Source organism: Aquabacterium sp. (assembly GCF_044226965.1).
In the GTDB taxonomy this organism is placed as follows: domain Bacteria; phylum Pseudomonadota; class Gammaproteobacteria; order Burkholderiales; family Burkholderiaceae_C; genus Pseudaquabacterium.
In genome coordinates this window covers 1-21,687 of record NZ_JBGAGA010000062.1, presented here as the reverse complement: position 1 = coordinate 21,687, position 21,687 = coordinate 1, and the positions used below count along the sequence as shown (strand labels likewise).

Annotated in this window: 23 protein-coding genes; 11 read left to right on the top strand and 12 right to left on the bottom strand. The window is 69.5% G+C overall.

What is annotated here, in order from left to right:
* Positions 1 to 7 precede the first annotated feature (7 nt).
* Genes ACILR4_RS22125 through ACILR4_RS22105 form a run of 5 tightly spaced genes read right to left on the bottom strand, consistent with a single transcriptional unit; the run spans position 8 to position 4,024 of the window.
* Positions 8 to 559 carry a VOC family protein gene (locus ACILR4_RS22125; protein WP_395703049.1) on the bottom strand — a complete coding sequence of 184 codons (552 nt, stop codon included), beginning with the start codon at positions 557 to 559 and terminating at the stop codon, positions 8 to 10.
* The gene (locus ACILR4_RS22120; protein WP_395703048.1) at positions 556 to 1,563 is read right to left on the bottom strand and encodes a zinc-binding dehydrogenase; all 1,008 of its coding nucleotides are present in this window, start codon (positions 1,561 to 1,563) and stop codon (positions 556 to 558) included. Before ACILR4_RS22120 ends, ACILR4_RS22125 begins: the two co-directional genes overlap by 4 nt.
* A 5-nt stretch (positions 1,564 to 1,568) precedes the next feature.
* Positions 1,569 to 2,147: an amino acid synthesis family protein gene (locus tag ACILR4_RS22115; protein WP_395703047.1), complete on the bottom strand. Its 579-nt coding sequence runs from the start codon at positions 2,145 to 2,147 to the stop codon at positions 1,569 to 1,571.
* 16 nt (positions 2,148 to 2,163) lie between these two features.
* Positions 2,164 to 3,126, bottom strand: coding sequence for a tripartite tricarboxylate transporter substrate-binding protein (locus tag ACILR4_RS22110; RefSeq protein ID WP_395703046.1), 963 nt, complete (start codon positions 3,124 to 3,126; stop codon positions 2,164 to 2,166).
* Between the two features lie 37 nt (positions 3,127 to 3,163).
* Positions 3,164 to 4,024: a fumarylacetoacetate hydrolase family protein gene (locus tag ACILR4_RS22105; protein WP_395703045.1), complete on the bottom strand. Its 861-nt coding sequence runs from the start codon at positions 4,022 to 4,024 to the stop codon at positions 3,164 to 3,166.
* A gap of 113 nt (positions 4,025 to 4,137) precedes the next feature.
* On the opposite strand from ACILR4_RS22105, the gene ACILR4_RS22100 reads away from it, so the two are divergent.
* Positions 4,138 to 4,839, top strand: a complete 702-nt coding sequence (locus tag ACILR4_RS22100) for a GntR family transcriptional regulator (RefSeq protein WP_395703044.1) — start codon at positions 4,138 to 4,140, stop codon at positions 4,837 to 4,839.
* A gap of 39 nt (positions 4,840 to 4,878) precedes the next feature.
* Here ACILR4_RS22100 and ACILR4_RS22095 read toward each other — a convergent pair whose 3' ends face one another.
* The gene (locus tag ACILR4_RS22095; protein WP_395703043.1) at positions 4,879 to 5,787 is read right to left on the bottom strand and encodes a LysR family transcriptional regulator; all 909 of its coding nucleotides are present in this window, start codon (positions 5,785 to 5,787) and stop codon (positions 4,879 to 4,881) included.
* 119 nt (positions 5,788 to 5,906) lie between these two features.
* On the opposite strand from ACILR4_RS22095, the gene ACILR4_RS22090 reads away from it, so the two are divergent.
* Together ACILR4_RS22090 and ACILR4_RS22085 are read left to right on the top strand one after the other, a co-directional pair.
* A complete protein-coding gene (locus ACILR4_RS22090; RefSeq protein ID WP_395703042.1) occupies positions 5,907 to 6,803 on the top strand; it encodes an MBL fold metallo-hydrolase in 897 nt (298 codons plus the stop codon).
* Positions 6,797 to 7,300: a nuclear transport factor 2 family protein gene (locus tag ACILR4_RS22085; protein WP_395703041.1), complete on the top strand. Its 504-nt coding sequence runs from the start codon at positions 6,797 to 6,799 to the stop codon at positions 7,298 to 7,300. Before ACILR4_RS22090 ends, ACILR4_RS22085 begins: the two co-directional genes overlap by 7 nt.
* A 60-nt stretch (positions 7,301 to 7,360) precedes the next feature.
* Here the strand turns inward: ACILR4_RS22085 and ACILR4_RS22080 are convergent, their stop codons facing one another.
* On the bottom strand, positions 7,361 to 7,777 hold the full coding sequence (locus tag ACILR4_RS22080) for a helix-turn-helix domain-containing protein (protein ID WP_395703040.1): 417 nt from the start codon (positions 7,775 to 7,777) through the stop codon (positions 7,361 to 7,363).
* 71 nt (positions 7,778 to 7,848) lie between these two features.
* Here ACILR4_RS22080 and ACILR4_RS22075 point away from each other — a divergent pair, with 71 nt between their 5' ends.
* The 8 genes from ACILR4_RS22075 to ACILR4_RS22040 all read left to right on the top strand — a co-directional run bounded on the left by ACILR4_RS22075 (position 7,849) and on the right by ACILR4_RS22040 (position 13,400).
* Positions 7,849 to 8,154, top strand: coding sequence for a single-stranded DNA-binding protein (locus tag ACILR4_RS22075; RefSeq protein ID WP_395703039.1), 306 nt, complete (start codon positions 7,849 to 7,851; stop codon positions 8,152 to 8,154).
* Between the two features lie 13 nt (positions 8,155 to 8,167).
* The gene (locus ACILR4_RS22070; protein ID WP_395703038.1) at positions 8,168 to 8,374 is read left to right on the top strand and encodes a hypothetical protein; all 207 of its coding nucleotides are present in this window, start codon (positions 8,168 to 8,170) and stop codon (positions 8,372 to 8,374) included.
* Between the two features lie 942 nt (positions 8,375 to 9,316).
* Positions 9,317 to 9,706: a hypothetical protein gene (locus ACILR4_RS22065; protein WP_395703037.1), complete on the top strand. Its 390-nt coding sequence runs from the start codon at positions 9,317 to 9,319 to the stop codon at positions 9,704 to 9,706.
* A gap of 106 nt (positions 9,707 to 9,812) precedes the next feature.
* Positions 9,813 to 10,172: a hypothetical protein gene (locus ACILR4_RS22060; RefSeq protein WP_395703036.1), complete on the top strand. Its 360-nt coding sequence runs from the start codon at positions 9,813 to 9,815 to the stop codon at positions 10,170 to 10,172.
* Between the two features lie 64 nt (positions 10,173 to 10,236).
* Entirely contained in the window at positions 10,237 to 10,440 is a 204-nt protein-coding gene (locus ACILR4_RS22055; protein WP_395703035.1) for a major capsid protein, read from the top strand.
* Between the two features lie 1,051 nt (positions 10,441 to 11,491).
* A complete protein-coding gene (locus ACILR4_RS22050) occupies positions 11,492 to 11,953 on the top strand; it encodes a virulence factor TspB C-terminal domain-related protein (RefSeq protein ID WP_395703034.1) in 462 nt (153 codons plus the stop codon).
* Positions 11,954 to 11,961: 8 nt separating this feature from the next.
* Entirely contained in the window at positions 11,962 to 12,267 is a 306-nt protein-coding gene (locus tag ACILR4_RS22045) for a DUF2523 domain-containing protein (protein ID WP_395703033.1), read from the top strand.
* Positions 12,267 to 13,400 (top strand): zonular occludens toxin domain-containing protein, encoded by a 1,134-nt coding sequence (locus tag ACILR4_RS22040; protein ID WP_395703032.1) that lies wholly within the window; start codon positions 12,267 to 12,269, stop codon positions 13,398 to 13,400. Before ACILR4_RS22045 ends, ACILR4_RS22040 begins: the two co-directional genes overlap by 1 nt.
* 243 nt (positions 13,401 to 13,643) lie before the next feature.
* Here the strand turns inward: ACILR4_RS22040 and ACILR4_RS22035 are convergent, their stop codons facing one another.
* From ACILR4_RS22035 to ACILR4_RS22015, 5 genes are all read right to left on the bottom strand, one after another.
* A complete protein-coding gene (locus ACILR4_RS22035; RefSeq protein WP_395703031.1) occupies positions 13,644 to 16,178 on the bottom strand; it encodes a PAS domain S-box protein in 2,535 nt (844 codons plus the stop codon).
* A 57-nt stretch (positions 16,179 to 16,235) separates the two neighbouring features.
* Positions 16,236 to 19,007 carry an XrtA/PEP-CTERM system TPR-repeat protein PrsT gene (gene prsT / locus ACILR4_RS22030; RefSeq protein ID WP_395703030.1) on the bottom strand — a complete coding sequence of 924 codons (2,772 nt, stop codon included), beginning with the start codon at positions 19,005 to 19,007 and terminating at the stop codon, positions 16,236 to 16,238.
* Positions 19,008 to 19,066: 59 nt separating this feature from the next.
* On the bottom strand, positions 19,067 to 19,735 hold the full coding sequence (locus ACILR4_RS22025; RefSeq protein WP_395703029.1) for a PEP-CTERM sorting domain-containing protein: 669 nt from the start codon (positions 19,733 to 19,735) through the stop codon (positions 19,067 to 19,069).
* 216 nt (positions 19,736 to 19,951) lie between these two features.
* Positions 19,952 to 20,779 (bottom strand): GGDEF domain-containing protein, encoded by an 828-nt coding sequence (locus ACILR4_RS22020; protein WP_395703028.1) that lies wholly within the window; start codon positions 20,777 to 20,779, stop codon positions 19,952 to 19,954.
* Between the two features lie 35 nt (positions 20,780 to 20,814).
* Positions 20,815 to 21,660: a Crp/Fnr family transcriptional regulator gene (locus ACILR4_RS22015; protein WP_395703027.1), complete on the bottom strand. Its 846-nt coding sequence runs from the start codon at positions 21,658 to 21,660 to the stop codon at positions 20,815 to 20,817.
* Positions 21,661 to 21,687: the final 27 nt, after the last annotated feature.

Genomic DNA, 21,687 nt, shown 5'->3' with positions numbered 1-21,687 from the left:
CGGGTGATCAGCGGGGCGCATCGGCGTCCGGTGCGGCGGAACCGAAGCGGGCGGCCCAGGCCTGCACCGGCGCGAAGCCCGGGTCGGCGCGACAGGCGGCCTCGGTCTCGGCCCAGATCTGGGCGTCCGGCTTGTCCAGGTCGAGCGGGTCGCCATGCGGCTGCGGGATGTACCAGGGCGTGTCGAGGTAGACCTCGATCGTGTTGCCCTCCGGATCCTCGAAGTAGATCGACAGCGCATTGCCGTGGTTCATGTTGCGCATCCGGGTCGCGCCGCCCGCCAGCGCCCTGGCGCGGGTGCGTCGCAGGTCGTCGATCGTGGCCACCTTGAAGGACATCTGCATCACGGTGCTCGGCGCATCGGCCTGCCGGCCGGCGGCCAGCACCAGCTGGTGGTGCTGGGCCGGCGAACCGCTGAGGAAATGCAGGCGGTACTTGAAGTTGGTTCCCTCGCCCTGGTCGGTGAGCTGCAGTTCGAACACCTGGGTGTAGAAGCGCGTCATCGCATCGATGTCGCGCACGAAGATGCCGAAGTGCGAAAGCTGGGGGCCGATGGTCATGGCGTCTCGCTGGAAGGGTGGAGGATGATCTTGCCGACGCTGTCCGGTTCGTCCAGCAGGGCGTGCGCCTGGCGGGCCTGGGTCAGCGGCAGCACGGTGGCGCGGGGCGCGCGCACGCGGCCGGCCGCCATGGCGTCGATGGCGGACTGCATCAGCGACCGGCGCCGCGTCACATCGGCGTCGAAGGTGTGCATCGAGAAGACGCGCAGCGCCAGGCTGCGCTCGAGCAGCGTGCGCAGCACGCCGAACACGTCCGCCGAAGGCATGCCGGCGACGATGTTGTAGGACACGGCCAGCCCCAGCGGTGCCAGTGCCTGCAGGCAGGCCACCAGCAGGGCGCCGCCCACCGGGTCGATCGCCAGGTCGACGCCCCGTCCCGCGGTGGCCTCGCGCACCTGCTCGGCCAGCGTGCTGGCGGCCGGGTCGAGCACCAGGTCGGCACCGTTGTCGCGCACGAAGGCTCGCTTGGCCGCGCTGCTGGCGGTGGCGATGACCTGCAGGCCGTGCGCGCGGGCCAGCTGCACCATCGCCGAGGCCACGCCACCCGCCGCGGCGGTGAGCAGCACCGAACGCGGCGGCACGGCGCTGCCGCAGCCGAACAGCAAGGCCTGCGCCAGCTGGAAATTCGGCAGGCTGACCGCGTCGTCGAACGTGATGGCGGGTGGCAAGGCATACAGTGCGGCGGCAGGCGCCAGGGCGTACTCGGCATAGCCGCCGCCACGCTGCGGCAGCTCGCGCGAGCTGAGCAGCACGCGATCGCCGACGGCCACGCCGCCGGTGTCGGGCCCCAGCGCCTCCACCACGCCCGCGATCTCGTTGCCCGGGATGGCCGGCAGCGGTGGCATCCATTTGTAGCGGCCGCTGCGCATCAAGGCATCGGGCCGGCCCACGCCGATGGCCACGGCCTTCACGCGCACCTGGCCGGGGCCGGGCTCGGGCCGCGGCAACTCGGCGAGCTCCAGCGCGTCCAGCCCACCGGGCTGGCGGATGACGATGGCCTTCATCGGGCTCAACGCTGGCCGTCGTGCACGGCCACCTGGTCCTTGCGCAGGCCCCCCAGGCGTTCGTGGATGCGGCCACCGTCGGCCATCACCAGCGCGAAGAAGATCTCGTCAGGCCGCGGACCGTCCTGCAGGCCGACTTCCATCGCGTTGAAGTGGCTGCGGACGTAGGCGGCGTGGATGTAGTGCAAGGGCACCATCAGCCGATAACCCGCAGAAGCCACGGCCTTGGCTGCCGGCACGATGGCCTTGGGCTCGCCCAGCACCGAGCGCATGGCCCAGCCGCCGGCTTCGTGCCACACCGCGCCATGCTCGAGCTCGCCATTGATGCCGACGATCGCGGCCTTGCCGTAGGCCTCGACGCGGTCGCGACCCAGCACCGCGGCAGCCTCTTCGGCCAAGGCGCGGCCCAGCGTGCGAAGCTCGGCCATGAACGGCAGCAGGTCGGGCTCGTATCGGCCTGCATAGGGGTTCTGCACCACCGCGCCAGCCGCGGCCATGCGCAGCGGCACCGCGGGGGAGGGCCCGCCTTCATGATGGATGGTCTCGACCGTCAAGACCTGCTTGCGGATACGGATCAGGCTCATCGCGCGTTCTCCTTCGTCACAGCCGGGCAATGCCGGCATCGTTGACGACCTGGGTCCACTTCTTCACTTCGGCGCTGACCATCGCGGCCATCTCCTGCGGTGTGCTGCCACGCGCTTCGCCGCCCATCTCGGCCAGGCGCGCGCGGACAGTCTCCACCTGCAGCGCCTTCTGGGTCTCGGCATGCAGGCGTTCGACGACGGGCTGTGGCGCACCGGCCGGCAGCATCCAGCCGGCCCAGGAGCGCACGTCGAATCCCGGGACACCCTGTTCTGCCACGGTGGGCAACTCGGGCATCAGCGGCCAGCGCTGCGGTCCGGTGACCGCCAGGGCGCGCAGCTTGCCGGCCTTCAGGTGACCGAGCACCGCCGTGGGCGGCGCGATGACCAGCGGGATCTCGCCGCCGAGCAGGGCGGTGACCGAGGCCGCATCGCCGCGGAAGGGCACGTGCAGCAGCTTGACGCCCGCCATGCGCGACAGCAGCTCGCCTGCCAGGTGATGGGTCGAGCCAACCCCTGCCGAACCGTAGGCCACGCTCTGGGGGGCGGCCTTCGCGGCGGCCAGGGCATCGGCCAGGCTGGCCAGCCGCGAGGCCGGCGAGGTCACCACCAGGAACGGAAAGTAGGTGACGGTGGAGACCATCTGGAAACTCTCGACCGTCTTGTAGGGCAGGCGTTCGTACAGCGCGCCTGCCACGGCATGCCCGCCCGTGGCCAGCAGCAGCGTGTAGCCGTCGGCCGCGGCCCGGGCCACGGCGCCCGATGCCAGCGTGCCGCCGGCGCCGGTGACGGCCTCGACGATCATCGGCTGACCCAGGCCGCGGGCCATCTCGGTTCCGACGACGCGGGCGATGGTGTCGGCATTGCCGCCGGCGGCAAAGCCCTGCACGACCTTGATGGGACGACCCGGCCACGCCTGTGCGCGGGCGGACGCCCAGGCGAAGGCGGACAAGGTGGCGGCGGTGAATGTTCGGCGTTGCATGACGCTTGTCTCCGGGCGTTGCGGGTGGGTCGATGGGTCAGGACTGCGCGACCACCGGGTTGCGCAGCACGCCGATGCCCTCGATCTCCACTTCCACCACGTCGCCGGGCTTCATGAAGCGCTGCGGCTTGCGGCTCCAGCCCACGCCGGCGGGGGTGCCGGTGGCGATCACGTCGCCGGGCATGAGGGTGAAGATCGTCGACGCATAGGCGATCAGCCGAGGCACCGGAAAGATCATGTGGCCGGTGTGGCTGTCCTGCAGCACCTCGCCGTTCAGGCGCGTCTGCAGCCGCAGCGGGCGACCGGGCTCGATCTCGTCCGCGGTGACCATCCACGGGCCGAACGGGCCCGTGCCCTCGAAGTTCTTGCCGGAGGCGATCTGCTTCGCGTGGAACTGCCACTCGCGCACGCTGACATCGTTGTAGATCGAGTAGCCCGCCACGTGCTCCCAGGCGCGCTCGGCAGGGATGTCGCGACCGGGGCGGCCGATGATCACCGCGAGTTCGCCCTCCCAGTCCAGCGTGTCGGACACGCGCGGCTTCACCACCGGCTGCAGGTGCCCCACCTGCGAGCGCCACACGCGCAGGAAGATCGGCGGCTCTTCGGACAACTCCCGGTGCATGCCGGCGGCCAGCACCTCCTGGTGGTGGTCCATGTAGTTGCGCACCGCGCAGACGATCTTTTCCGGCCGTGGAATCACGGGCAGGAAGTGCAGGCCGGCCAGCGGCCGTTCGGCTTGCAGGCCCTGCGCCCACTGCGCGCGGCGCGAGAAACCCTCGCTGGCGATGAACTCGGCCAGCGTGGCACAGCCCGTGCGGCCCGAGAGCGACGCGACGCCTTCGCCGACGACCACGCCCCAGTCTTCCCGGGTGCCATCCAGATACGAGAGCAGCTTCATCGATTTCTCCTTGGTTCGATGGAATGGGCACGACTCTATGTTTTATGCATAAAACAAGGCATAGGCACAAACCCTCGAATTCCGGAAATTCCCTTGGGCGACAATGGAAGCCCATGAAAACAGTTGAACCGATCGACATCGGTGCCTCGCTGGCCGAGCGGGCCTATCGCGATCTGCGCCAGGCCATCGTGCGTGGAGAGTTCGAGCCGGGCGCTCGCCTGCGTGTGGACGAGTTGGCGCGTCGCTTCTCCGTCAGCAGCAGCCCGCTGCGCGAAGCGCTGAACCGCCTGTCCGAGCAGGGCCTGGTGCGCATCCTGGAAAACCGCGGCTTCCGCGTGGCGCCGCTCACGGCAGCGGGCGTCAGCGACCTGGCGCGGGTGCGCCTGTTGGTGGAATGCGAGGCGCTGCGCGACTCCATGCGGCATGGCGACGATGCGTGGGAAGCGCAGGTCGTGGCCGCCGGCCACGCCCTGGGCTTGAGCGAGCGGCGGCTGGGCAACGAGGCGCGTGCGCTCGATGACGACTGGTCGGCGCGCCACCGGAGTTTTCACCTGGCGCTGTACGCCGCCTGCACCTCACCGCTGTTGCGTGAGCTGGCCGATGTGCTGTTCGACAACGCCGAGCGCTACCGCCGCTGGGCGGCGCGGCATCGGCCCGTGCCGCGGCGCAAGCACGACGAGCACCAGCAGTTGCTCAATGCGGTGATCGGCCGCGAGGAAGAAAAGGCCATTGCGCTGCTGCGCACGCATATCACGCGCACCGAACAGCTGGTGGCCGCCACGCTGCACGGCGTCTCCGGGGACGGCGTGCAGTAGGGGGAGGGGGGCGGGCGGATGACCTGTCCGCGCCCCGGTTCAACGGTCCCAGGGTGCCGTCGGGCCGCCGAAGCGGGCGGCCAGGAAATCGATGAGCAGCCGCAGTGCGAGGGGTTGGTGCTGGCGCGACAGCAGGATCGCGTGGATGCCTAGCGTTTCGGGCTCCAGCTCGGGCAGCAGGCGCACGAGCCGACCCTGCCGCAGGTCGTCGCCGACGAAGTAGGTCGGCAAGATGCCGATGCCGCTGCCCTCGATCACCGCGCGCCGCAGCACGGCGGTGTCGTTGGTCGACAGCTGTTCGGTCACCGGCAGTTCGATGAGCTCTGACCCGCGGCGGAACCGGAACTGCGCCGCGCCGACGATCGCATGCGTCAGGCAGCGATGCGCCGGCGACTGCAGCGCCTGCGGCGTGCCGGGCGTGCCGTGCTGCCGCAGGTACGCGGGCGATGCGCAGAGCACCGATCGGCAGAGGGCCAGCGGTCGCGCGACCATCGTCGGCTCCAGCGAGTTGGTGATGCGCACGGCCAGGTCGATGCGCTCGGCGGTCAGGTCCACGCTGCGATCGGCCACCAGCAGTGCGAAGCTCACCTGCGGGTGCAGCCGCTGGAAGTCCGCCAGCGCAGGCGCCAGCTGGGCCTCGGCGAACGATGCCGAGCTGGTGATGCGCAGCCGGCCGGTGGCCACGCGGCCGCGCTCGGCGGCCTGGTGCTGCAGGTCTTCGGCCAGGTCCAGCAATTGGCGGCACGAGACCAGCGCGGCGCTGCCGACCTCGGTGAGGCCGATCTTGCGCGTCGTGCGATGCAGCAGCCGGGCGCCCAGCCAGGCCTCCAAGGCCGCCAGGTAGCGGCTGACCATGGCGGTGGACATCTCCATCTGTGCAGCGGCCTGGGTCAGGCTGCCGCGCTCGGCGACGGTCACGAAAACGCGGGCAGCGGTGAGGCGATCCATGTGGGCAGGGCGCTGATTGGGTCGAATGGCGCAAAGATCATTCTATCGATCCGCCGTTTATCAACCCGTACGATGGCAATTAGAGTCCGGACATCCCATCCATCGCTCAGGAGATTTCCATGCTGTCTCGCTTGCGGTTTGCCCGCCAACTCTTCCCGGCCCTCGTCCTGGGCGTGGTCGCTGCCGAGGGCGCCAGTGCCCAGACGCCGGCCGCCGCACCGCTGACGGTGAAGGTCTACAACGCCGAAGCCGGCAGCTTCCATGTCAATGCCGTCGTCGTCAGCGGCAAGACCGAAGCGATGGTGATCGATACCGGCTTCACGCGCGCCGACGCGCTGCATGTCGCGGCCAATGTGCTGGACAGCGGCAAGACCCTGAAGACCATCTTCATCAGCAATGCCGACCCCGACTTCTTCTTCGGTGCCGAAGTGCTCAAGGGCCTGTTCCCGCAGGCCGTGGTGCTGACGACACCGGCCGTGCGCGAGAAGATCCAGGCCAAGATGGCCGGCAAGGTCGCGTTCTGGGGTCCCAAGATGGGTGCCAATGCGCCGAGGCAACCGATCCTGCCCGATGCCATCAGCGGCAACACGCTGACGGTGGACGGCGAGACGATCGAGGTCCGCGGCACCGCCGGCGAACTGGCGCACCGGCCGTACCTGTGGATTCCGTCGATCAAGGCCATCGTCGGCAACATCGCGGTGTTCGGCAACCTGCATGTCTGGACCGCCGATACGCAGAAGCCCAGCGAGCGCCAGGCCTGGCTGGCCCAGCTCGACGAGATGCAGGCGCTCAAGCCCGCCTTGGTGGTGCCCGGTCACATGGCCGCTGGCACGGCGCTGGACGACAGCGCGATCGCCTACACGCGCGACTACCTGAAGCAGTTCGAGGCGGAACTGCCGAAAGCCAGCAACGCGGCCGCCCTGATCTCGACGATGCAGAAGGCCTATCCGAAGGCCGGCCTGGGCATGGCGTTGGACATTGGCGCGAAGGTCAACAAAGGGGAGATGAAGTGGTGAACACGAAGACGCTGGGCCTGAGCCTGATGCTGGCGCTGATCGGCACCACCGCCATCCCCGCGGCCCGGGCCGCCGAGGCCAAGGCCACGCCGACCCACGCCGCCGCGGCCAGGCACAACCCCGCGCAGGCGAACAAGGCCCTGGTGCTCAAGGCGTACCAGGCCCTGTTCGGCGACCATGACCTCACCGCGCTGGACCGCTACTGGGCCAAGGACTACATCCAGCACAACCCCATGATGGGCGACGGCACCGAAGCGGTGAAGCAGTTCGTCGAGAAGCTGGGCCTGCTCAACGCGCCGAAGTTCAAGGTCGAGTTCCTGCGCGTGGCCGCCGAAGGCGATCTGGTCTTCCTGCAGACGCGCCAGCCAAAGGCCGGCAATGCGCCGGAGATGGTGATCGTCGACATCTTCCGCGTGGAGAACGGCAAGATCGCCGAACACTGGGACGTCATGCAGGCGGTGCCTGCCGATGCGTTGAACAAGCGCCCGATGTACTGACATCGGCCCATTCCTGGGAAATCCCGCAGCCTGGGTCGATTGGTTGCGCCGACAACTCTTTCATTGAGGCATCAAAAGATGCGCGACAATGTATAGAGCGTGCAATCCCTCTGGCCGTGCACTTTGCACGGCATCACGATCCGTCCTGATCGTGCCAGCGCTGGAATCTGAGGGGGCGGCGGCCATCGCGGCCAGTACCGCAGCGCCAGCAACGCCAGCCGCCACCCTGAAAGCCTTCTGAAGCCTCGCTAGCTTTTCGCCTGTCGCGTTTTCGAGCATCACTCGCTTCAGCGAGTACTCCGGGTCATCGCCGATTGCCGCTGCCAGTATGGCCGCTGTTTCTGGGCTCATCTTCAGCTTTCCGTGGCGTATGTCGTGGAGCGACTGCGGCTTGATCCCGGCGAGGCGCGCTACGGCGCTCGCATTGCCCTGACACCGTTCTAGAGCTTTGTCAATCAGTGCAAGCGCGTACTGCATTTCAGTCTCCAACTGAAATAGGCTCCGGGTGTTTCAGTCTTTGACTGAAACGCACCTGATAGGAGCCAACCATGATCCGCATCACTGTAGCCCAGGCCGACGCCCGGGCGATCAAGTACACCGACAAGGCGGGCAAGCCCGCCGTGTTCCACGTTCAGCCGGCCTACGCGCATACGGTGGATCGTCAGGGAAACCCGCCGCCGTACCCTGAGAAGGTCGAGCTCGCGCTCGATCGTGATCCGCAGACGGGTGAGCCGTTGACATACGCGCCCGGCGACTACCAGCTGCACCCTTCGTCGATCTACGTGGACCGCAACGGCCGATTGGCTGTTTCCGCGCGGTTGGCTCCGCTCACCAAGAAGCCGGCGGCCACCTGACGAGGGGTGCACCATGCATCCGACCGAAACGGAACGCGCGTTGGCCTACGCGCTCGCCGTGCAGACGGCCTTCGGCAACGGCCTGCGCGGGCTGCTGGCCATGGAAGCGCAGAGCGACCCCCAGGTGCAGGCGTGCCGGGTGGAGATTGGCGAGGACGGCGGCATCGATGTGATGCTTCTGAATGGGGCGGGCATGCCGATTGGGGGCTACTCGCTGTGAAGCTGCTACGGCGTCGTCGAGGATGCTCCCCGTCGTTGCAGGGGATCTTCCTTGAGTGCGCGGCTCATCGCGTTCTTGAACTGGGTTGCAGCCCGCTCTTGCGGCGTCGGTCGAGTGCCGTAGTACAAGCCGGCCGCGAATCCAGTTATCGCGCATGCGATGAGGAATGCTTTCATGTGGTGCTCCCTTTTGCCGGAGCGTACCAGTGAGGGCGGCAGCGTCGGTTGAGGCCGAGTCGGTGCGGAGCGCCTTCGCGGTGGTGTCAGTGAGGCGCGGGCCCTATCGCAAATCCTCGCGGATTGCGCTCGCTCGCTGGGCGCTGCGCCTGACGCAGCCGGAGGCGGCGCGGGCCGCCGGGGTCTCGGTCGGTACTTGGCGGCGCGCTGAGGCCGGGCAACGGATCTCGGCCGCGTTCCAGCGGGCCGTTGATCGGTTCGTTGGGGGCGCCCGCTCATGAGCGCCACCAGCGCGGCGGAGTTCGAAGCGGCGCGGAGCGCCGCTGGGCTTGTCTCAGTACCAACAAGTCAGAGAAGTGGCGTTGCCGTTGAGGCAGCGGTGCTTCGCGAGGCTTTTTCGGTACTGGTTCCAGACGCCGAGCTTTCGCGCCTCGCGCGGCTTCGTCGTTCGATCGGGTTTGCGGCTCGGGCGCATGCGGTGAGCGAGCGCGGTAGGCGGTCTGATGTGCCGTGGATGGTCACGCTCACGTATCGGGGTACGAATGCGCAATGGGATGCGCGGGACGTGAGTCGCGCGATCGAGTGCTTTCGGCTTTGGTGTCGCTCGAAGGGCTTCGCCTGTCGTTACGTTTGGGTCGCCGAGCTTCAGCAGCGTGGGGTGATTCACTACCACGTTTGTTGCTGGCTTCCGCGTGGCGTCCGCATGCCTAAGTGGGATCTTCGTGTGTCCTGCGGTCGTGTTCCTCGTGTGTGGTGGCCTCATGGCATGTCCAATCGCGTGGTCGCGCGCAACGCCGTGCCCTACCTGATGAAATACATGTCCAAGGGCAGCGCCGGGACGTTGGGGAGCTTCCCGAAGGGCGCTCGCATCTATGGTGTGGGCGGCCTGGAGCACTCGCTTCGGCGTGCTCGCCGCTGGCTCGGTTTGCCGGCCTTCGTCCAGGCTCGATCGAGCCTGCATGACCCGTGGCGGCGTGCCCAGGGCGGCGGCTGGGTGGACGGGGAGGGCGAGCTGTGGCCCTCCGAGTGGCGCCGGTGTTGGGCGGGTGACAGGTGGGGCCTTGAGCGGGTCGCGGACCACGGGAGGCCCTTCGACGCGTCCGGCCCGTTTTCGTGGCTCTCCGATCGAGCCAAGGCCCTCGGCGGGCTGCACTGAGGGGCGAGCGTGGCTGATCTTTTCCTGATCCTCAACGCGGTTGCCTTTGCGGCGATCGCTGTCGTTCCTCCGCTGGCTCGCTGGCTGACCGATTGGGTGGTCGATCGTGTCTGACCTCGGCTATCGGTCGGTGCTCGATGGCTCGTGTCTGCCGTCCGTCGAGGACGCGGCGGCCGGGGCGTGTGCCGGGTATCCGCGCAGCGTGGTCGTGGACGGCGACCGTCAGACGCTGAGCTGTCAGATCTGGTCGCCTGACGAGTTCACGGCTTCAGCCGACTACTTCCAGATCAGTGATTCCCTCGGGGTCGTTGATCACTACGCGGTGTCGATCAGTCCGTCCGTGTGCCTGCTTCAGCAGTCGCCTTGGGCGCTGTCCGTCGAGGACGGGGCCGAGGTTGCGTGGCTGGTGCTGGGCGTTTGGTTCCTCGGCTGGTGTGCGCGCGTCGTGCGTATCACGCTGGCCTAGTGTTCGATGTGAGCGGGTCCCCGGCGCTCACGCGATCCCTTCAATTTCCGGGGTGGAGAAAGTGATGAAGAAGCTCAACACCGGCGCCGTGCGCGCCGCGATCGTGTCGACCCTGCTGGTCGCCGGCGCTGCGGCGCAGGCCGCCGTGCCCACCGACGTCACCGACGCGATCACCGGCGCCAAGGCCGACGTGACGACGGTCGGCGCCGCCGTGCTGGTGGTCATCGTGGCCGCCGCGGTCTTCAAGTGGATGCGCAAGGCTCTGTGAGCCTGGGCGCACCGGCCTGAAGGCGGGGCGCTTCGGCGCCCTTTTTTCCATCGATCGGGGGACGGGACATGTGGGGCTGGATTGTGCTTTTGGCGGTGCTGCCGGCGGTGCTGCTGGTGGTGTGGCCGGTGGCCGGGAGCGACGAATGATCGCTCGTCTGCTTGTCGTCGTTGTGCTTTGTGCTGCGTCCGCTTCGTCCTGGGCGATTGGTTGGGTTGCGCCCGGTTCTGGTATGACGTGGTCTCGTAGCGGGGTGACCGGGTCTAGCTGCGAATCCGTCTGCCAGCAGTTGCACGGCGGCTGTGTGCCTTGGAATGGCACAGGTACGTCTTGTGCTGATTCCTTCGCGTGCACGTATCCGTCGCCGAGTGTTGGGGCGTGCACTTACCACTGGGAGAACCGGACTCAGTACGGTAATGTCTCCAATTCGGGCACTGGTTCGGACACGATTCAAGGCACGCCGTCGACCACGTGTCCGTCAGGCTCTTCGCCGGACACTGGCGGCACCTGCAAGTGCAACCCAGGCTTGAGGCCTGGGGCCGGGAATACTTGCGTGCCGTACGATTGCCCGCGCGGCGGGCTGACGTTCGCAAATGATGGTTACGGCCCTCTGTCGCAGACGGATGTCATGAAGTCGCGGCTAACGTGCGTTGGGAGCGGCAGCCCGTACTATGGCTGTACTCTTGAATTCACGGCGGCCTCCGCTAAGTGCGCCGATGCAACGCATTGTTGGTCCACTGGCAGCAGTCAGACGAACGGTGAGTATTGCGACGGGACGCCGACGCAGCCGAAGACTCCGCCGCCCGATGAGCCGACTTTGCCGCCTCCGTCGCCTCCTTGCGCTGACCAGCCCGGGACCTGCCCCGGGTCGATCAACGGGCAGAGCGCATGCCTCGCCTGTAGCTGGACCGAGGACAAGCCGAAGACCACCACCGGGGACGATGGGAACGGGAATACCACCGGCACCGAAACGAAGACCGAGTGCAACGGCACGACCTGCACGACCACGACCACCACGACGACAAGCGGGCCTGGGGGCACGGGAACGACGGTGAGTGTTGACGTTGAGCCGCAGCCCGGGTTCTGCGAGCAGAACCCCACGTTCAGCGCCTGCAAAGATGGCCGCTGGGGCGGGTCTTGCTTGGGCGGCTTCAGTTGCGACGGTGACGCCATCCAATGCGCTGTCGCTCGTGAGCAGCACGTCCGGAACTGCCAGCTCTACGAGACGCACAGCGCCTACTCCCAGGCCGGCGCGGCGCTCTCGGACGACAACCCGCATCCCACCGGGCATCCGTACAACGACGCGGAAACGAAAACCGTCGACTTCGCGCAGCAGATCGACCAGTCGGACGCGCTCGGCGGTGGTAGCTGCCCAGGCGATCGGACGATCGCCATTCACGGCGGCAGCTTCGTCATTCCTTTCTCGAGCCTCTGCGGCCCGCTGGCGTTCTTCGGTCAGGTCGCCGTCGCTTTCTGTCTGCTCGCGGCGGCGTTCATAGCGTTCAAACAGTAGGGGGCTTTATGCCGCTCATTGCTCCGATCATCGGTGCGTTGCTGGGTGCGCTTGCGGGCGCGGTCGGCAACTTCGTCGGGCGAATCCTCGTGTCGCTCGGCCTCGGTTATGTCGTGTACCAGGGGGTCGACACGTCGATCGGCTGGGCCAAGGCGCAGGTGGTGTCGCACCTCCAGGCGCTGCCGGCTGATGCGCTCGGCATGCTGGCCGTGATGAAGATCGGGACGTGCGTCTCGATCCTGTGCAGTGCGTTGGTGGTGCGCGTCACCATCGCCGGCATCGTGGGCGGTGCCAAGAAGATGACGGTGAAGTAATGGCTATCGTGCTGATCACCGGTCTGCCTGGGCATGGGAAGACGCTGTACACCATCGCCACCTATCGGGAGCTCGCGGCGAAGGATCGCCGGCCTGTCTATCACGCGGGCCTGAAGGGCCTCAAGCTCGCGTGGCAGGAGCACAAGCCCGAGGAATGGCAGGCGCTTCCGCCTAATGCCATCTTCATCATCGACGAAGCGCAATTCGTCTTCCCGTTGCGTGGGCGGGGTGCTCCGCCCGATTGGGTCCAGCGGCTGGCGACGCATCGGCACCAGGGCATCGATATCGTCGTGATCACCCAGGACCCGATGTTGCTCGACTCGTTCGTGCGGCGGCTCTGCGATCGGCATTTGCACATCGTTCGCAAGTTCGGGACGCACTTCGCCGTCGTGCATGAGTACGCCAACGGCGTGCACGATCGGGTCGCGCATAGTCGGGGCGACTCGATGAAACGGGAGTGGCGCTATCCCGAGGACGTGTTCGAGCTGTACCACTCGGCCGAGGTGCACACGGTGAAGCGGCGCATCCCCGGGCGGGTGTACGCCTTGGCCGCCGCGCCGCTGGTGCTTGGTGGCCTCGTGTACAGCGTCTATCACCGGCATTTCGGGAGTGATGCCGCTGCGGCGGCGGCGCCGGCCCTCCAGGCGTCCGCGCCGGTGACGTACAAGGGTGGCGCGGTGCCTCCGGTGGCGGGTCAGGCGCGCGGCAATCAGGCGTTGACGGTGGCGCAGTACGTCGAGCTGCATCGGCCGCGTGTCGAAGGGCTGGCCTATACGGCGGCGGTCTATGACCAAGTGACCCAGCCTGTCGAGGCGCCTTATCCGGCCGCGTGCGTGGCCAGCCAGACGCGTTGCAAGTGCTACAGCCAGCAAGGCACGGCGCTGGAAACGCCGGAGGACCTGTGTCGCGGGATCGCGGCCGGTGGGTTCTTCATCGCCTGGAAGCAGCAGGCGCAGCAGCCGGGCCAGCCGCAGCAGGCCGTGGCCGCGCCGGCCGCCGCGCCGGTTGCCGGTGGTCCGGTGTCGATTGGCGGTGATCGTCGTGCGGGGCTTGAAGACCTGCGCGACCGGCCGGACCTGCTGCCGGCACCTGGTGGCGGTGGCGTTGGCCGCCAGGGGCGCGCGGCCCGCTGACGCGTAGCCTGCGAAGCGGCCGCGGGCTGCGCGCATGCTGGGGGGCTGGGGGCTGGCCCCCAGTGGCAGAGCCCAGACGGACAGATCAGCCAGCGGCAGCGATGGCCGCAAAGCCAGGCTCTAAGTCGCGGGAACCGGCCGCCGAAAACCACCCACGGAGCCGGCGCGCCATCGAAGCAATCGGCCTGAAAAGAAGCGCGACAATGTATATTATGTCAAATCAAGGAGGCGGCGAACTTCAGGCTAGGCCCCACGGGCGCCATCGGACGGCGCACCCGGCAGTTCCACCTGCACCCGCGTGCCGCCGCCGTCCGCCCGCTCGACGCGCAGCGCACCACCCGCGGCACGCACGCGCTCGGCCATGCCCCGCAGGCCGAACGATTCCTTCTTGTGGCGGTCCCCTTCCCCGATGCCCTGCCCGTCGTCCTGCACGCGCAGTCGCAGGCCACCGCCGGCCAACGCCTCGAGGTGCATCTCCACCTGCCGTGCGCCCGCGTGCTTGGCCACGTTGTTCAGTGCCTCCTGCGCCACCCGGTACAGGCAGGTGGCGATGTCGCTGCCCAGGGACTCGAACACCGTCTCGTCGCCGACGGCATCGAACGCACAGGCAATGCCGCAGCGCTGCGTGAACTGCGCGGCCAGCGAATCCAGCGCGGCCGCCAGGCCCAGGTCTTCCAGCATCTGCGGGCGCAGGTCGTTGATGATGCGGCGCGTCGACGCGATCGCGGTGCTGGCCAGTGTGTCGATGCGCCGCGCCAGCTCGGCCACCGCTTCCGGTCGCCGCTCGCGTTCGGCAACGATGGCGCCGGCATCCAGCCGGATGGCCGCCAGGGTCTGCTGCAGGTCGTCGTGCAGTTCCAGCGCGATGCGCTTGCGCTCCAGTTCCTGCACCTGGTCCACCGCGTTCAGCAGCCGCTTCAGGTCGGCGTGGGAGGACTCCAGCGCGGCCTGCACCTGCCGCCATTCGGTGATGTCGTGTCCGGTGACGACCGAGCCGACGATGTCGCCCTGCGCGCCGCGGATCGGCGCGAAGCTGAAGCTGCCGATCCAGCGCTCGCCGCTGTCCTTGCGCTGCAGGCGGTATTCGACCCGGCTGGCCTGCTCGCCGCGCAGGGCCCGCGCCATCGGCCAGCGCTCCGGCGGCACGATGTCGCCGGCCGCGGTGCGCACCTCCAGCAACGCGATGTAGTCGGCGATGTCGGTCGGGCACTCGGCCTTCGAGCGGAAGCGGTAGAAGCCCGCGAACGCCTCGTTGAAGTGCACGAAGTGCCCTTGCGCGTCCGAGATGAACACCGAGTCGGTCATGCTCGCGAGCGCCGCTTCGAGCTGGGCCTTGCCGGCCAGCAGTTCGGCCTGGACCTGCCGGCGCGCCGTGATGTCGCGGTGGATCACCGTGTACAGACGCTCGCCGTCGACCACGGCCGAGGAGATCGAGGCCTCAATGGGAAATTCACTGCCATCGGCACGCAGCGCGGTCACGTCGCGCAGCGTCGCCATGTGGCGCCCAGCCTGGTCGCTGGCGCCGAACTGCTCGACCTCCAGCCGGTGTTGGCGCCGATACTGCTCCGGGATGAACCGCTCCAGCGGCGCGCCGATCAGCATCTCGCGCGGGCAGCGGAACATCCGCGCGGCCGCCGGGTTGGCGTCGACGATGACCTGCTGCTCGTTGGTCGTCAGGATGCCGTCGAGGGCCGAATCGAAGATGCCGGCCAGCCGCGCCGAGCTGAGGTTGCGCGAAGCGAGCAGCCGGTTCACCTGCTCGGCAATGGCGCGCACTTCGGGCGGGCCCTCCAGGGTGGCGCGCGCCGCCAGTTCGCCGGCGGTGACACGCGCAATCGTCGCCTGCAGCCGCTGCGAGGGACGGACGATGGTGCCGCTGAGTTGCCAGGCCAGCCAGACCGCCAGCGCCATCACGCCGAGCCCGAGCGCCATGGTGCGCGCCAGCGTGCGGCGGTACTCGGCGAAGACCTCGGCGATGGGCAGGCTGGCGGCCACGCGCCACTTCAGGTCGGGCAGCGTGACGTAGGAGAACAGGCGCGGCACGCCGTCGCGCCCCACGCCTTCGAGCGTGCCTTCGCGGGCGCCGCGCGCCGGGTCGGGCACGCTGGCGGCCATCGGCGAGCCCACGTAGCGGGGCGCGCTGGCCGACCGCAGCAGCACGGTCCGGTCGCGGTCCAGCACGGTGACCACCGCATTCTTCGGTACCGCGGCGAGCAGCCGCTCCCCCAGGCGCAACAGGTCGATCGGCAGCACCAGCACGCCGATGGTCCGGCCGTCGGCGTCGCGGATGGGCTGGGTCAGGGCCGTGACGCGCGTCTGCGTGTCCGGCAGCATGAACAGGTTGCTGGCCATGAAGCGGTCGCCGCGCAATGCCGCCTCGAACCAGGGGAACTGTCGTGCATCGGCCGGCAGGGGCTTGCCGTCGGGGCGGTGGCTGCAGACCGCGCGACCATCGCGGTCGCGCACGGCAATCGCCACGTGCTCGGGGTTCAGCTGCACGAACTCGGCGAGCAAGGGGTCGCAGCGCGCCGGATCCATTGCCTTGACCAGCGGCCGTTCGGCCAGGCGCGCCATCATCGTGGCGGTCTGGCCGAGCAGGCGCTGCACGTCGTCGGCCGTGCCGCGGGCCAGGATCGAGACCTCGCGCAGCGCCGCTTCCCGGGCGTGCCGCACATCGGCCGCCAGGAACCACGCCAGCACCAGTGCCACCGGCAGCAGGATCGCCAGCGTCAGCAGCATGATCCGCCATCGGATCGTCAGCCGGTCGAAGGCCTTCATCGGAAGCCGATTGTGCCCTCCGGCGCCCTGCCCCTGCCCCGGCCCGGCGCCCGGGGCTCAACGGGCGGCGGTCGCGGCACCCGGCATCGCCTGCAGGCGGGTCAATGTGGCACGCAGGCCGGCGTCGTCCGGCCGCATCGCGACCGCCCGCTGCTGCACGGCAATGGCCTTGGCCAGCTGCTTGTCGGCGGCCAGGGCCATGGCCATCGTGTCCATCAGCCCGGGCTGGTCGGGCCGCAGCGCGTTGGCCTGTTCGGCATAGGCCAGCGCGCCGGGCTTGCCCTGCTCCAGCAGCACCCAGGCCACGTTGTTCAGCGCCGGCGCGTTCTGCGGCTGCAGCGCCAGCAGCGCCCGGAACTGGCGCTCGGCCAGCGGCAGGTCGCGGCGCCGCAGCGCCACGTCGCCCAGGTAGGACAGGAACGCGGCGTCGCGCGGGTGCGCCTGCTGCCAGTTGGCTGCGAACTGCGCGGCTTCGTCGTGGCGGCCGGCGGCCAGCAGCACGTCGTGCAGGCGTACCGCCACGTCGGTGCGGTCGGTGCCCAGCGCCAGCGCGCCGCGGTAGGCCCGGGTCGCCGCGTCCCATTGCTTCTGTGCGCCGCGCACCTGGCCCTCGGCCATCAGGCCGACTGGGTCCCGCGGGCGCTGCGCCTGCAGTTCCTTGGCCAGGGCCAGCGCTTCGGCGCCCCGCTGCTCGCTCAGTTCGAGTTCGATCAGCGCCATGCGCGCCGGCACGAAGTCGGGCTGCGCCTGCAGCGCGCGCTTCAGGTGCAGGCGTGCCGCCGCGCCGTCTTTCAGCGCCAGGCTGGCGCGGGCCAGGTTCAGCTGCGCGTGGGCCGAGGCCGGCATCGCCGTGCTCAGCTGGTTGAACGCGGTCAGCGCCTGGTTGGCATCGCCGGCCGCCAGGTGCGCGCGGCCCAGCGCGTCCAGCATCTGCGGGTCGCCGGGCAGCGCGGCCACCCCATCCCGCGCCACCTGCACGGCGCGCTTGGCATCGCGCGCCTGCAGGTGATGGTTGACCAGCAGCACGCGGATGGACGCCTTGCCCGGGGCCAGCTCGATCGCGCGGCCCAGCAGGCGCTGCACTTCCGCGTCGGCCACCGTGGCCTGTTCCAGCAGGCCGGCCAGGGCCACCAGCGCGTCCAGGTTGTCGGGGTCGCGCTGCAGGAAGGCGCGAAAGCGTTGCTGCGCGGCCGGCCGCTGCTGGGCCCGCAGCTCCATCGCCGCCAGGGCGGCGCAGGCGGGGAAGTAGGTGGGTGACAGGGCCGCGGCCCGCTCGAACGCGGCCCGGGCCTGGACCTCGTCATTGCGCAGCAGCGCCAGGCGGCCGCGCAGCATCTCGGCCAGCGGCTGGCCGGGCTGCTTGCGCTGCAGCGCGTCGATGGCCGCGGCCGCGCGGTCGTAGGCCTTGCGCTGGATCCAGGTGTTGATCAGCGCCAGGTCGGCCGCCGTGTCGGCCCCGCTGCTGGCCAGCGCCTGCAGTTCGGCCAGCGCGCGCGGGTCCTCGTTGTGTTGCCAACGTGCAAAAGCCGTGGCCGCGCGGGTGCGCTCGTCCGGCGCCTGCACGCGCGCCGCCGATTCGTACATCGCCGCCGAGCGGCCGAAGTCGCCCAGCTGGGCATGGGCCGCGGCCGCCAGGCGCAGCACCATCACGTCGGCGACGCCCTTCTCCAGCAGCGGCGTCAAGGTGGCCAGCGCCTGGCCCGGCTGCGCCGCCTGCAGCTGGGCGCCGGCCAGCAGCCGCCGCACCATCGTGTTGTCCGGCGCCTGCCGCAAGGCCTGGGCCAGCAGGCCCACCGCCTTGCGCACGTCCCCTTCGGCCAGCGCCACCGTGCCGGCCAGGCGCATGTAGTCGGGATTGGTGGGTTCCTGGCGCTGCAGCTTGTCGGACAGCTGGCGCGCCGCCTTCAGCTCGTGGTGCTGCAAGGCCAGCACGGCCTCGAAGTAACTCACTTTCGGATGCTCCGGCAGGGCCTTCTTCAGCCGTGCCAGGGCCACGCCGGCGGCCGCGACGTCGGGCCTGGCGATCAGTTCGGACAGCAGCCCGACATGCGCGGCCAGCAGGCGCGGCTCGAGCGCCACGGCCTTCTCGTACGCGGGCACGGCCTCGGCCCGGTGCGATGGGCTGATCGACAGCAGATCGCCGCGCAGCGACCAGGCCTGCGCCTCGCGCGGGTTGGCCTCGAGCAATTCGGCCAGCGTGGCCAGTGCGGCGTCCAGCTGGCCACTGCCGGCCAGGCGCCGGGCCTGCAGCATGCGTGCGGCAGGCAGCATCGGCGCGGCCGCCAGCGCCTCGGCCAGCGTGGCATCACCGCGGCGGTTGTCGCCGGCCTGGAACCAGGCCTGCGCCAGCGAGGTCTTCAGGTCGGCCTGTGCATTCGCGTCTTCCAGCACGGTGCTGCCGTGCTCGGTCAGCAGCAGGCGCCCTTCGCCCTGCGCCAGCAGCGCGCGTGCCAGCGCCGGCACGGCCTGCTCGGCCGGGTGCTTCAGGGCCAGCGCCTTGCGCAGCTCCACGGCCGCATCGGCCGGCCGGCCGCTGTCGAGCAGGCTGCGGCCCAGCAGGAAGCGCGCCTCGGCCATGTCCGGCGCAGCCTGCAGCGCACCCTTGAGGTGGATCTGCGCCGCGGCGCTGTCGCCCTTCTCCATGGCCTGCCGCGCCGCACCCAGCAGGGCCTGCGCCTGCTGCTGCGGATCCTGCCGGCTGCAGGCCACGAGCAGCAGCGCGCCCGTGAGCGCCGCGATGATCAGCCGCATCAACCCGGACCGCTGCGCCGCGCTTGGCTGCCGGCCACGGCCGCCGTCGGCCAGGTGTTGGCAAGCGAGTGACTTCATGACCATGACCTGCATGCTCGTTGACAAGGAACCCGGGCAACGGCGGCGCTGCCGTGCGCTCAGCCGGCGCGGCGGCGCGTGAACACCAGCGCAGCCAGCGCCAGGCCCACCAGGCCCCATTGCGAGGGCTCGGGCACGTTGGCGACGACGAACGAGGCATGCGTGTCCTGGAACACGCCCGTCTGGCTGGGCTGCCACAGCTGCTGCACGCCCACCGAGCTGCGACCGGAGAAGCCGGCGTAGCCGGTCACCGGGTCGTGCGCACCGTCGAAGCTGGCGAGGTTGGTGATCAGCGTGTTCGCCGGCAGGTCGCGCAGCACCGCCTGGGCGGTGGTGCCGGTGCCGGTGATCGCGCTGTCCAGCGCCGCGGCGACGATGCGCTCGGTCGACGGTGCCAGCACGTCCATCGCGTAGACGAGCTGTCCGCCGCCGGCATACCCGCCAGGGAAGCCGGTGGAGGCATCCCAGCTCACGCCGACGTCGTAGTAGTCCGCGCCGCCGATCTCGATTTCCGAGATCGTGACGTAGCCATTGACGCCGTCGGGGATGGTGGTGGTGTTGAACAGCGTGAAGCTGACGTCGCCGTCACCGTCGGTGATGACGCCGGTGCCACTACCCGCGGCGCCCCAATCGGCGAGCGTGCCGCTCCAGGTCCAGGGCGCCGCACTGGCCGCGCCGGACACCAGGACGCCGGCGAGCAGCAGTCCTGACGCAAGAGACTTTCTCATGATGCGTTCTCCATTTGAACTTCCAGACAGTGGCGGGCTGCCACTCGAGCACCGTCGACGCGGCACGCGTGCAGCGGGCCTTCGATGGCGAGACCATGATTTCAGCGGGTGCATTTCGAAAGATTGAGTGCACGCAACGCATGGCGGAACGGTCTTTGACTGAAGCGCAAGACGAGGGAAAGTCCTAGCACCCGAACAACGCGTCAATCGAGAGCGTCAATCGAGACCCAGGGCGGCCCAGTCGCTGGCCATGAAGCCGCCCTTGCCTGCGGCCTTGGCGCGGTACATCGCGCTGTCGGCCGCCTGCACCAGCTGCCGCGCGTCGCTGCCGTTATCCGGGAAGGTCGCGATGCCGAGGCTGGCCGAGACCTGCAGCGTGCCGCCGGCAATCGCGTAAGGCTGCATCAGATCGTCCAGCAGGGCCTGCGCCACGGTCAGGGCCGCAGGCGCGAAGAGGCCGTCGATCACCAGCGCGAACTCGTCACCGCCGATGCGCGCGGCCAGGTCGCCGTGGCGCACCGCGGCGCGCAGCCGCGCACCGAAGGCGCGCAGCAGCGCGTCGCCCGCCGCATGGCCGTGGCGGTCGTTGACCGGCTTGAAGTCGTCCAGGTCGATGTAGAACACCACGAAGCGGCCGCCCTCCTGACGGCGCCGGTCGACCAGCGCGTCCAGCGTCTCGAAGAACGCGGTGCGATTGGCCAACGGGGTCAGCGTGTCGCGCCGCAGCGCCACGTTCAGCGCCGCGCCGTCAGCCAGCGCCAGGTCCCGTTCACGGGTGCACTGCGCCAGGCAGGCGGCCATGGTCGACAGCTCGGCCAGGCAGGTTTCGCAGCGCTGCGTGGCGTACCAGGCATGCACCAGCGCTGCCGCCGACAGCGCGCCCAGCAGGCCCACCAGCGGCTGTGCGAGCAGCGGTGCCGCCGCCAGCGCCGCCAAGCCCAGCAAGGCCAGGGCGAACACATGCCAGCGGCCTGGCAAGCGCTGGCGCGGCGCCGCCGACCGGCCACTGGCGTCGGGAATCCGCTCGGACAGGGTGCTGGCCAAGATGATGCGCTTGGTGCGGGGCGGTCGATGCGGCCTCAGCTGGCCACTTCCGTGCTGGCGCTGCGGCCGGCCTGCGCCGCGCGCAGGGCGCTCTCGGCATTGCCGGTGCGCGTGCTGCGGGTGCAGGCCAGCAGGCCGTCACGATCGACGATCTCGACCTCGCGGTTGTCCACCCTCAGCACTCCGGCCCCGGCCAGGAACGAGAACGAGCGGCTCACCGTCTCGTGCGCCACGCCCAGCAGGCTGGCCAGGTCACGCCGCGGCATGCGCAGGCGCAGGCGGCGCGGTGATTCGCCGCGCTCGGCCATGCGCTCTGCATACCAGACGAGGAAGCGCGCCAGGCGCGTTTCCGCGCTCACCGGGGCCAGCATCTCGGCGATCTGGCCGGCCGCCGCGAGCTGGCGGCTGGTGGCCAGCAGCAGCGCGCGGTCGAAGCTGGGACAGCGCCGCCGCATCGCCTCGACTTCGCGCACGGCCAGTGCGTAGACGGTCGCGTCTTCCAGCGCCACGGCGCCGGTGAGGTGGCGTGCCCGGCTCAGGCTTTCGAACCCGATCAGGTCGCCGCGGCCCGCGAGGGCCAGCACCTGCTCGTAGCCGTCTTCCCAGACCCGCACGCACTTCAGCGAACCCGAGCGCACGACATGGATGTGGTCGACGGCGGCCCCCTCGTGCACCAGCGCCTGGCCGGGCCTCACGCGCCACAGCGGCACCCAGCCCAGCGGCTCGCTCGAGCCGTCGTCCACCGGGACGCGCACGCCCAGCAGCGTGAGCAGTTCTTGCATCGGCGCCCGGCATGGCGCGAACGCCGCATGCGCCAGCTGCGGCTCGATCAGGGTGGCGCCTTCGGCGTGCGGAAAGTCAGGGGCGTACAGGATGGTCATGGCAGGCAAATGACGTGGTGGGGGGCG

Excerpts from the sequence above, each read along its gene's own strand:
- ACILR4_RS22115 (WP_395703047.1), bottom strand. The coding sequence starts at position 2,147 with ATGAGCCTGATCCGTATCCGCAAGCAGGTCTTGACGGTCGAGACCATC.
- prsT (WP_395703030.1), bottom strand. The coding sequence starts at position 19,007 with ATGAAGTCACTCGCTTGCCAACACCTGGCCGACGGCGGCCGTGGCCGG.
- ACILR4_RS22025 (WP_395703029.1), bottom strand. The coding sequence starts at position 19,735 with ATGAGAAAGTCTCTTGCGTCAGGACTGCTGCTCGCCGGCGTCCTGGTG.
- ACILR4_RS22125 (WP_395703049.1), bottom strand. The coding sequence starts at position 559 with ATGACCATCGGCCCCCAGCTTTCGCACTTCGGCATCTTCGTGCGCGAC.
- ACILR4_RS22105 (WP_395703045.1), bottom strand. The coding sequence starts at position 4,024 with ATGAAGCTGCTCTCGTATCTGGATGGCACCCGGGAAGACTGGGGCGTG.
- ACILR4_RS22045 (WP_395703033.1), top strand. The coding sequence starts at position 11,962 with ATGCCGCTCATTGCTCCGATCATCGGTGCGTTGCTGGGTGCGCTTGCG.
- ACILR4_RS22100 (WP_395703044.1), top strand. The coding sequence starts at position 4,138 with ATGAAAACAGTTGAACCGATCGACATCGGTGCCTCGCTGGCCGAGCGG.
- ACILR4_RS22065 (WP_395703037.1), top strand. The coding sequence starts at position 9,317 with ATGTCCAATCGCGTGGTCGCGCGCAACGCCGTGCCCTACCTGATGAAA.
- ACILR4_RS22080 (WP_395703040.1), bottom strand. The coding sequence starts at position 7,777 with ATGCAGTACGCGCTTGCACTGATTGACAAAGCTCTAGAACGGTGTCAG.
- ACILR4_RS22070 (WP_395703038.1), top strand. The coding sequence starts at position 8,168 with ATGCATCCGACCGAAACGGAACGCGCGTTGGCCTACGCGCTCGCCGTG.
- ACILR4_RS22035 (WP_395703031.1), bottom strand. The coding sequence starts at position 16,178 with ATGAAGGCCTTCGACCGGCTGACGATCCGATGGCGGATCATGCTGCTG.
- ACILR4_RS22120 (WP_395703048.1), bottom strand. The coding sequence starts at position 1,563 with ATGAAGGCCATCGTCATCCGCCAGCCCGGTGGGCTGGACGCGCTGGAG.
- ACILR4_RS22075 (WP_395703039.1), top strand. The coding sequence starts at position 7,849 with ATGATCCGCATCACTGTAGCCCAGGCCGACGCCCGGGCGATCAAGTAC.
- ACILR4_RS22055 (WP_395703035.1), top strand. The coding sequence starts at position 10,237 with ATGAAGAAGCTCAACACCGGCGCCGTGCGCGCCGCGATCGTGTCGACC.
- ACILR4_RS22040 (WP_395703032.1), top strand. The coding sequence starts at position 12,267 with ATGGCTATCGTGCTGATCACCGGTCTGCCTGGGCATGGGAAGACGCTG.
- ACILR4_RS22095 (WP_395703043.1), bottom strand. The coding sequence starts at position 5,787 with ATGGATCGCCTCACCGCTGCCCGCGTTTTCGTGACCGTCGCCGAGCGC.
- ACILR4_RS22090 (WP_395703042.1), top strand. The coding sequence starts at position 5,907 with ATGCTGTCTCGCTTGCGGTTTGCCCGCCAACTCTTCCCGGCCCTCGTC.
- ACILR4_RS22110 (WP_395703046.1), bottom strand. The coding sequence starts at position 3,126 with ATGCAACGCCGAACATTCACCGCCGCCACCTTGTCCGCCTTCGCCTGG.
- ACILR4_RS22015 (WP_395703027.1), bottom strand. The coding sequence starts at position 21,660 with ATGACCATCCTGTACGCCCCTGACTTTCCGCACGCCGAAGGCGCCACC.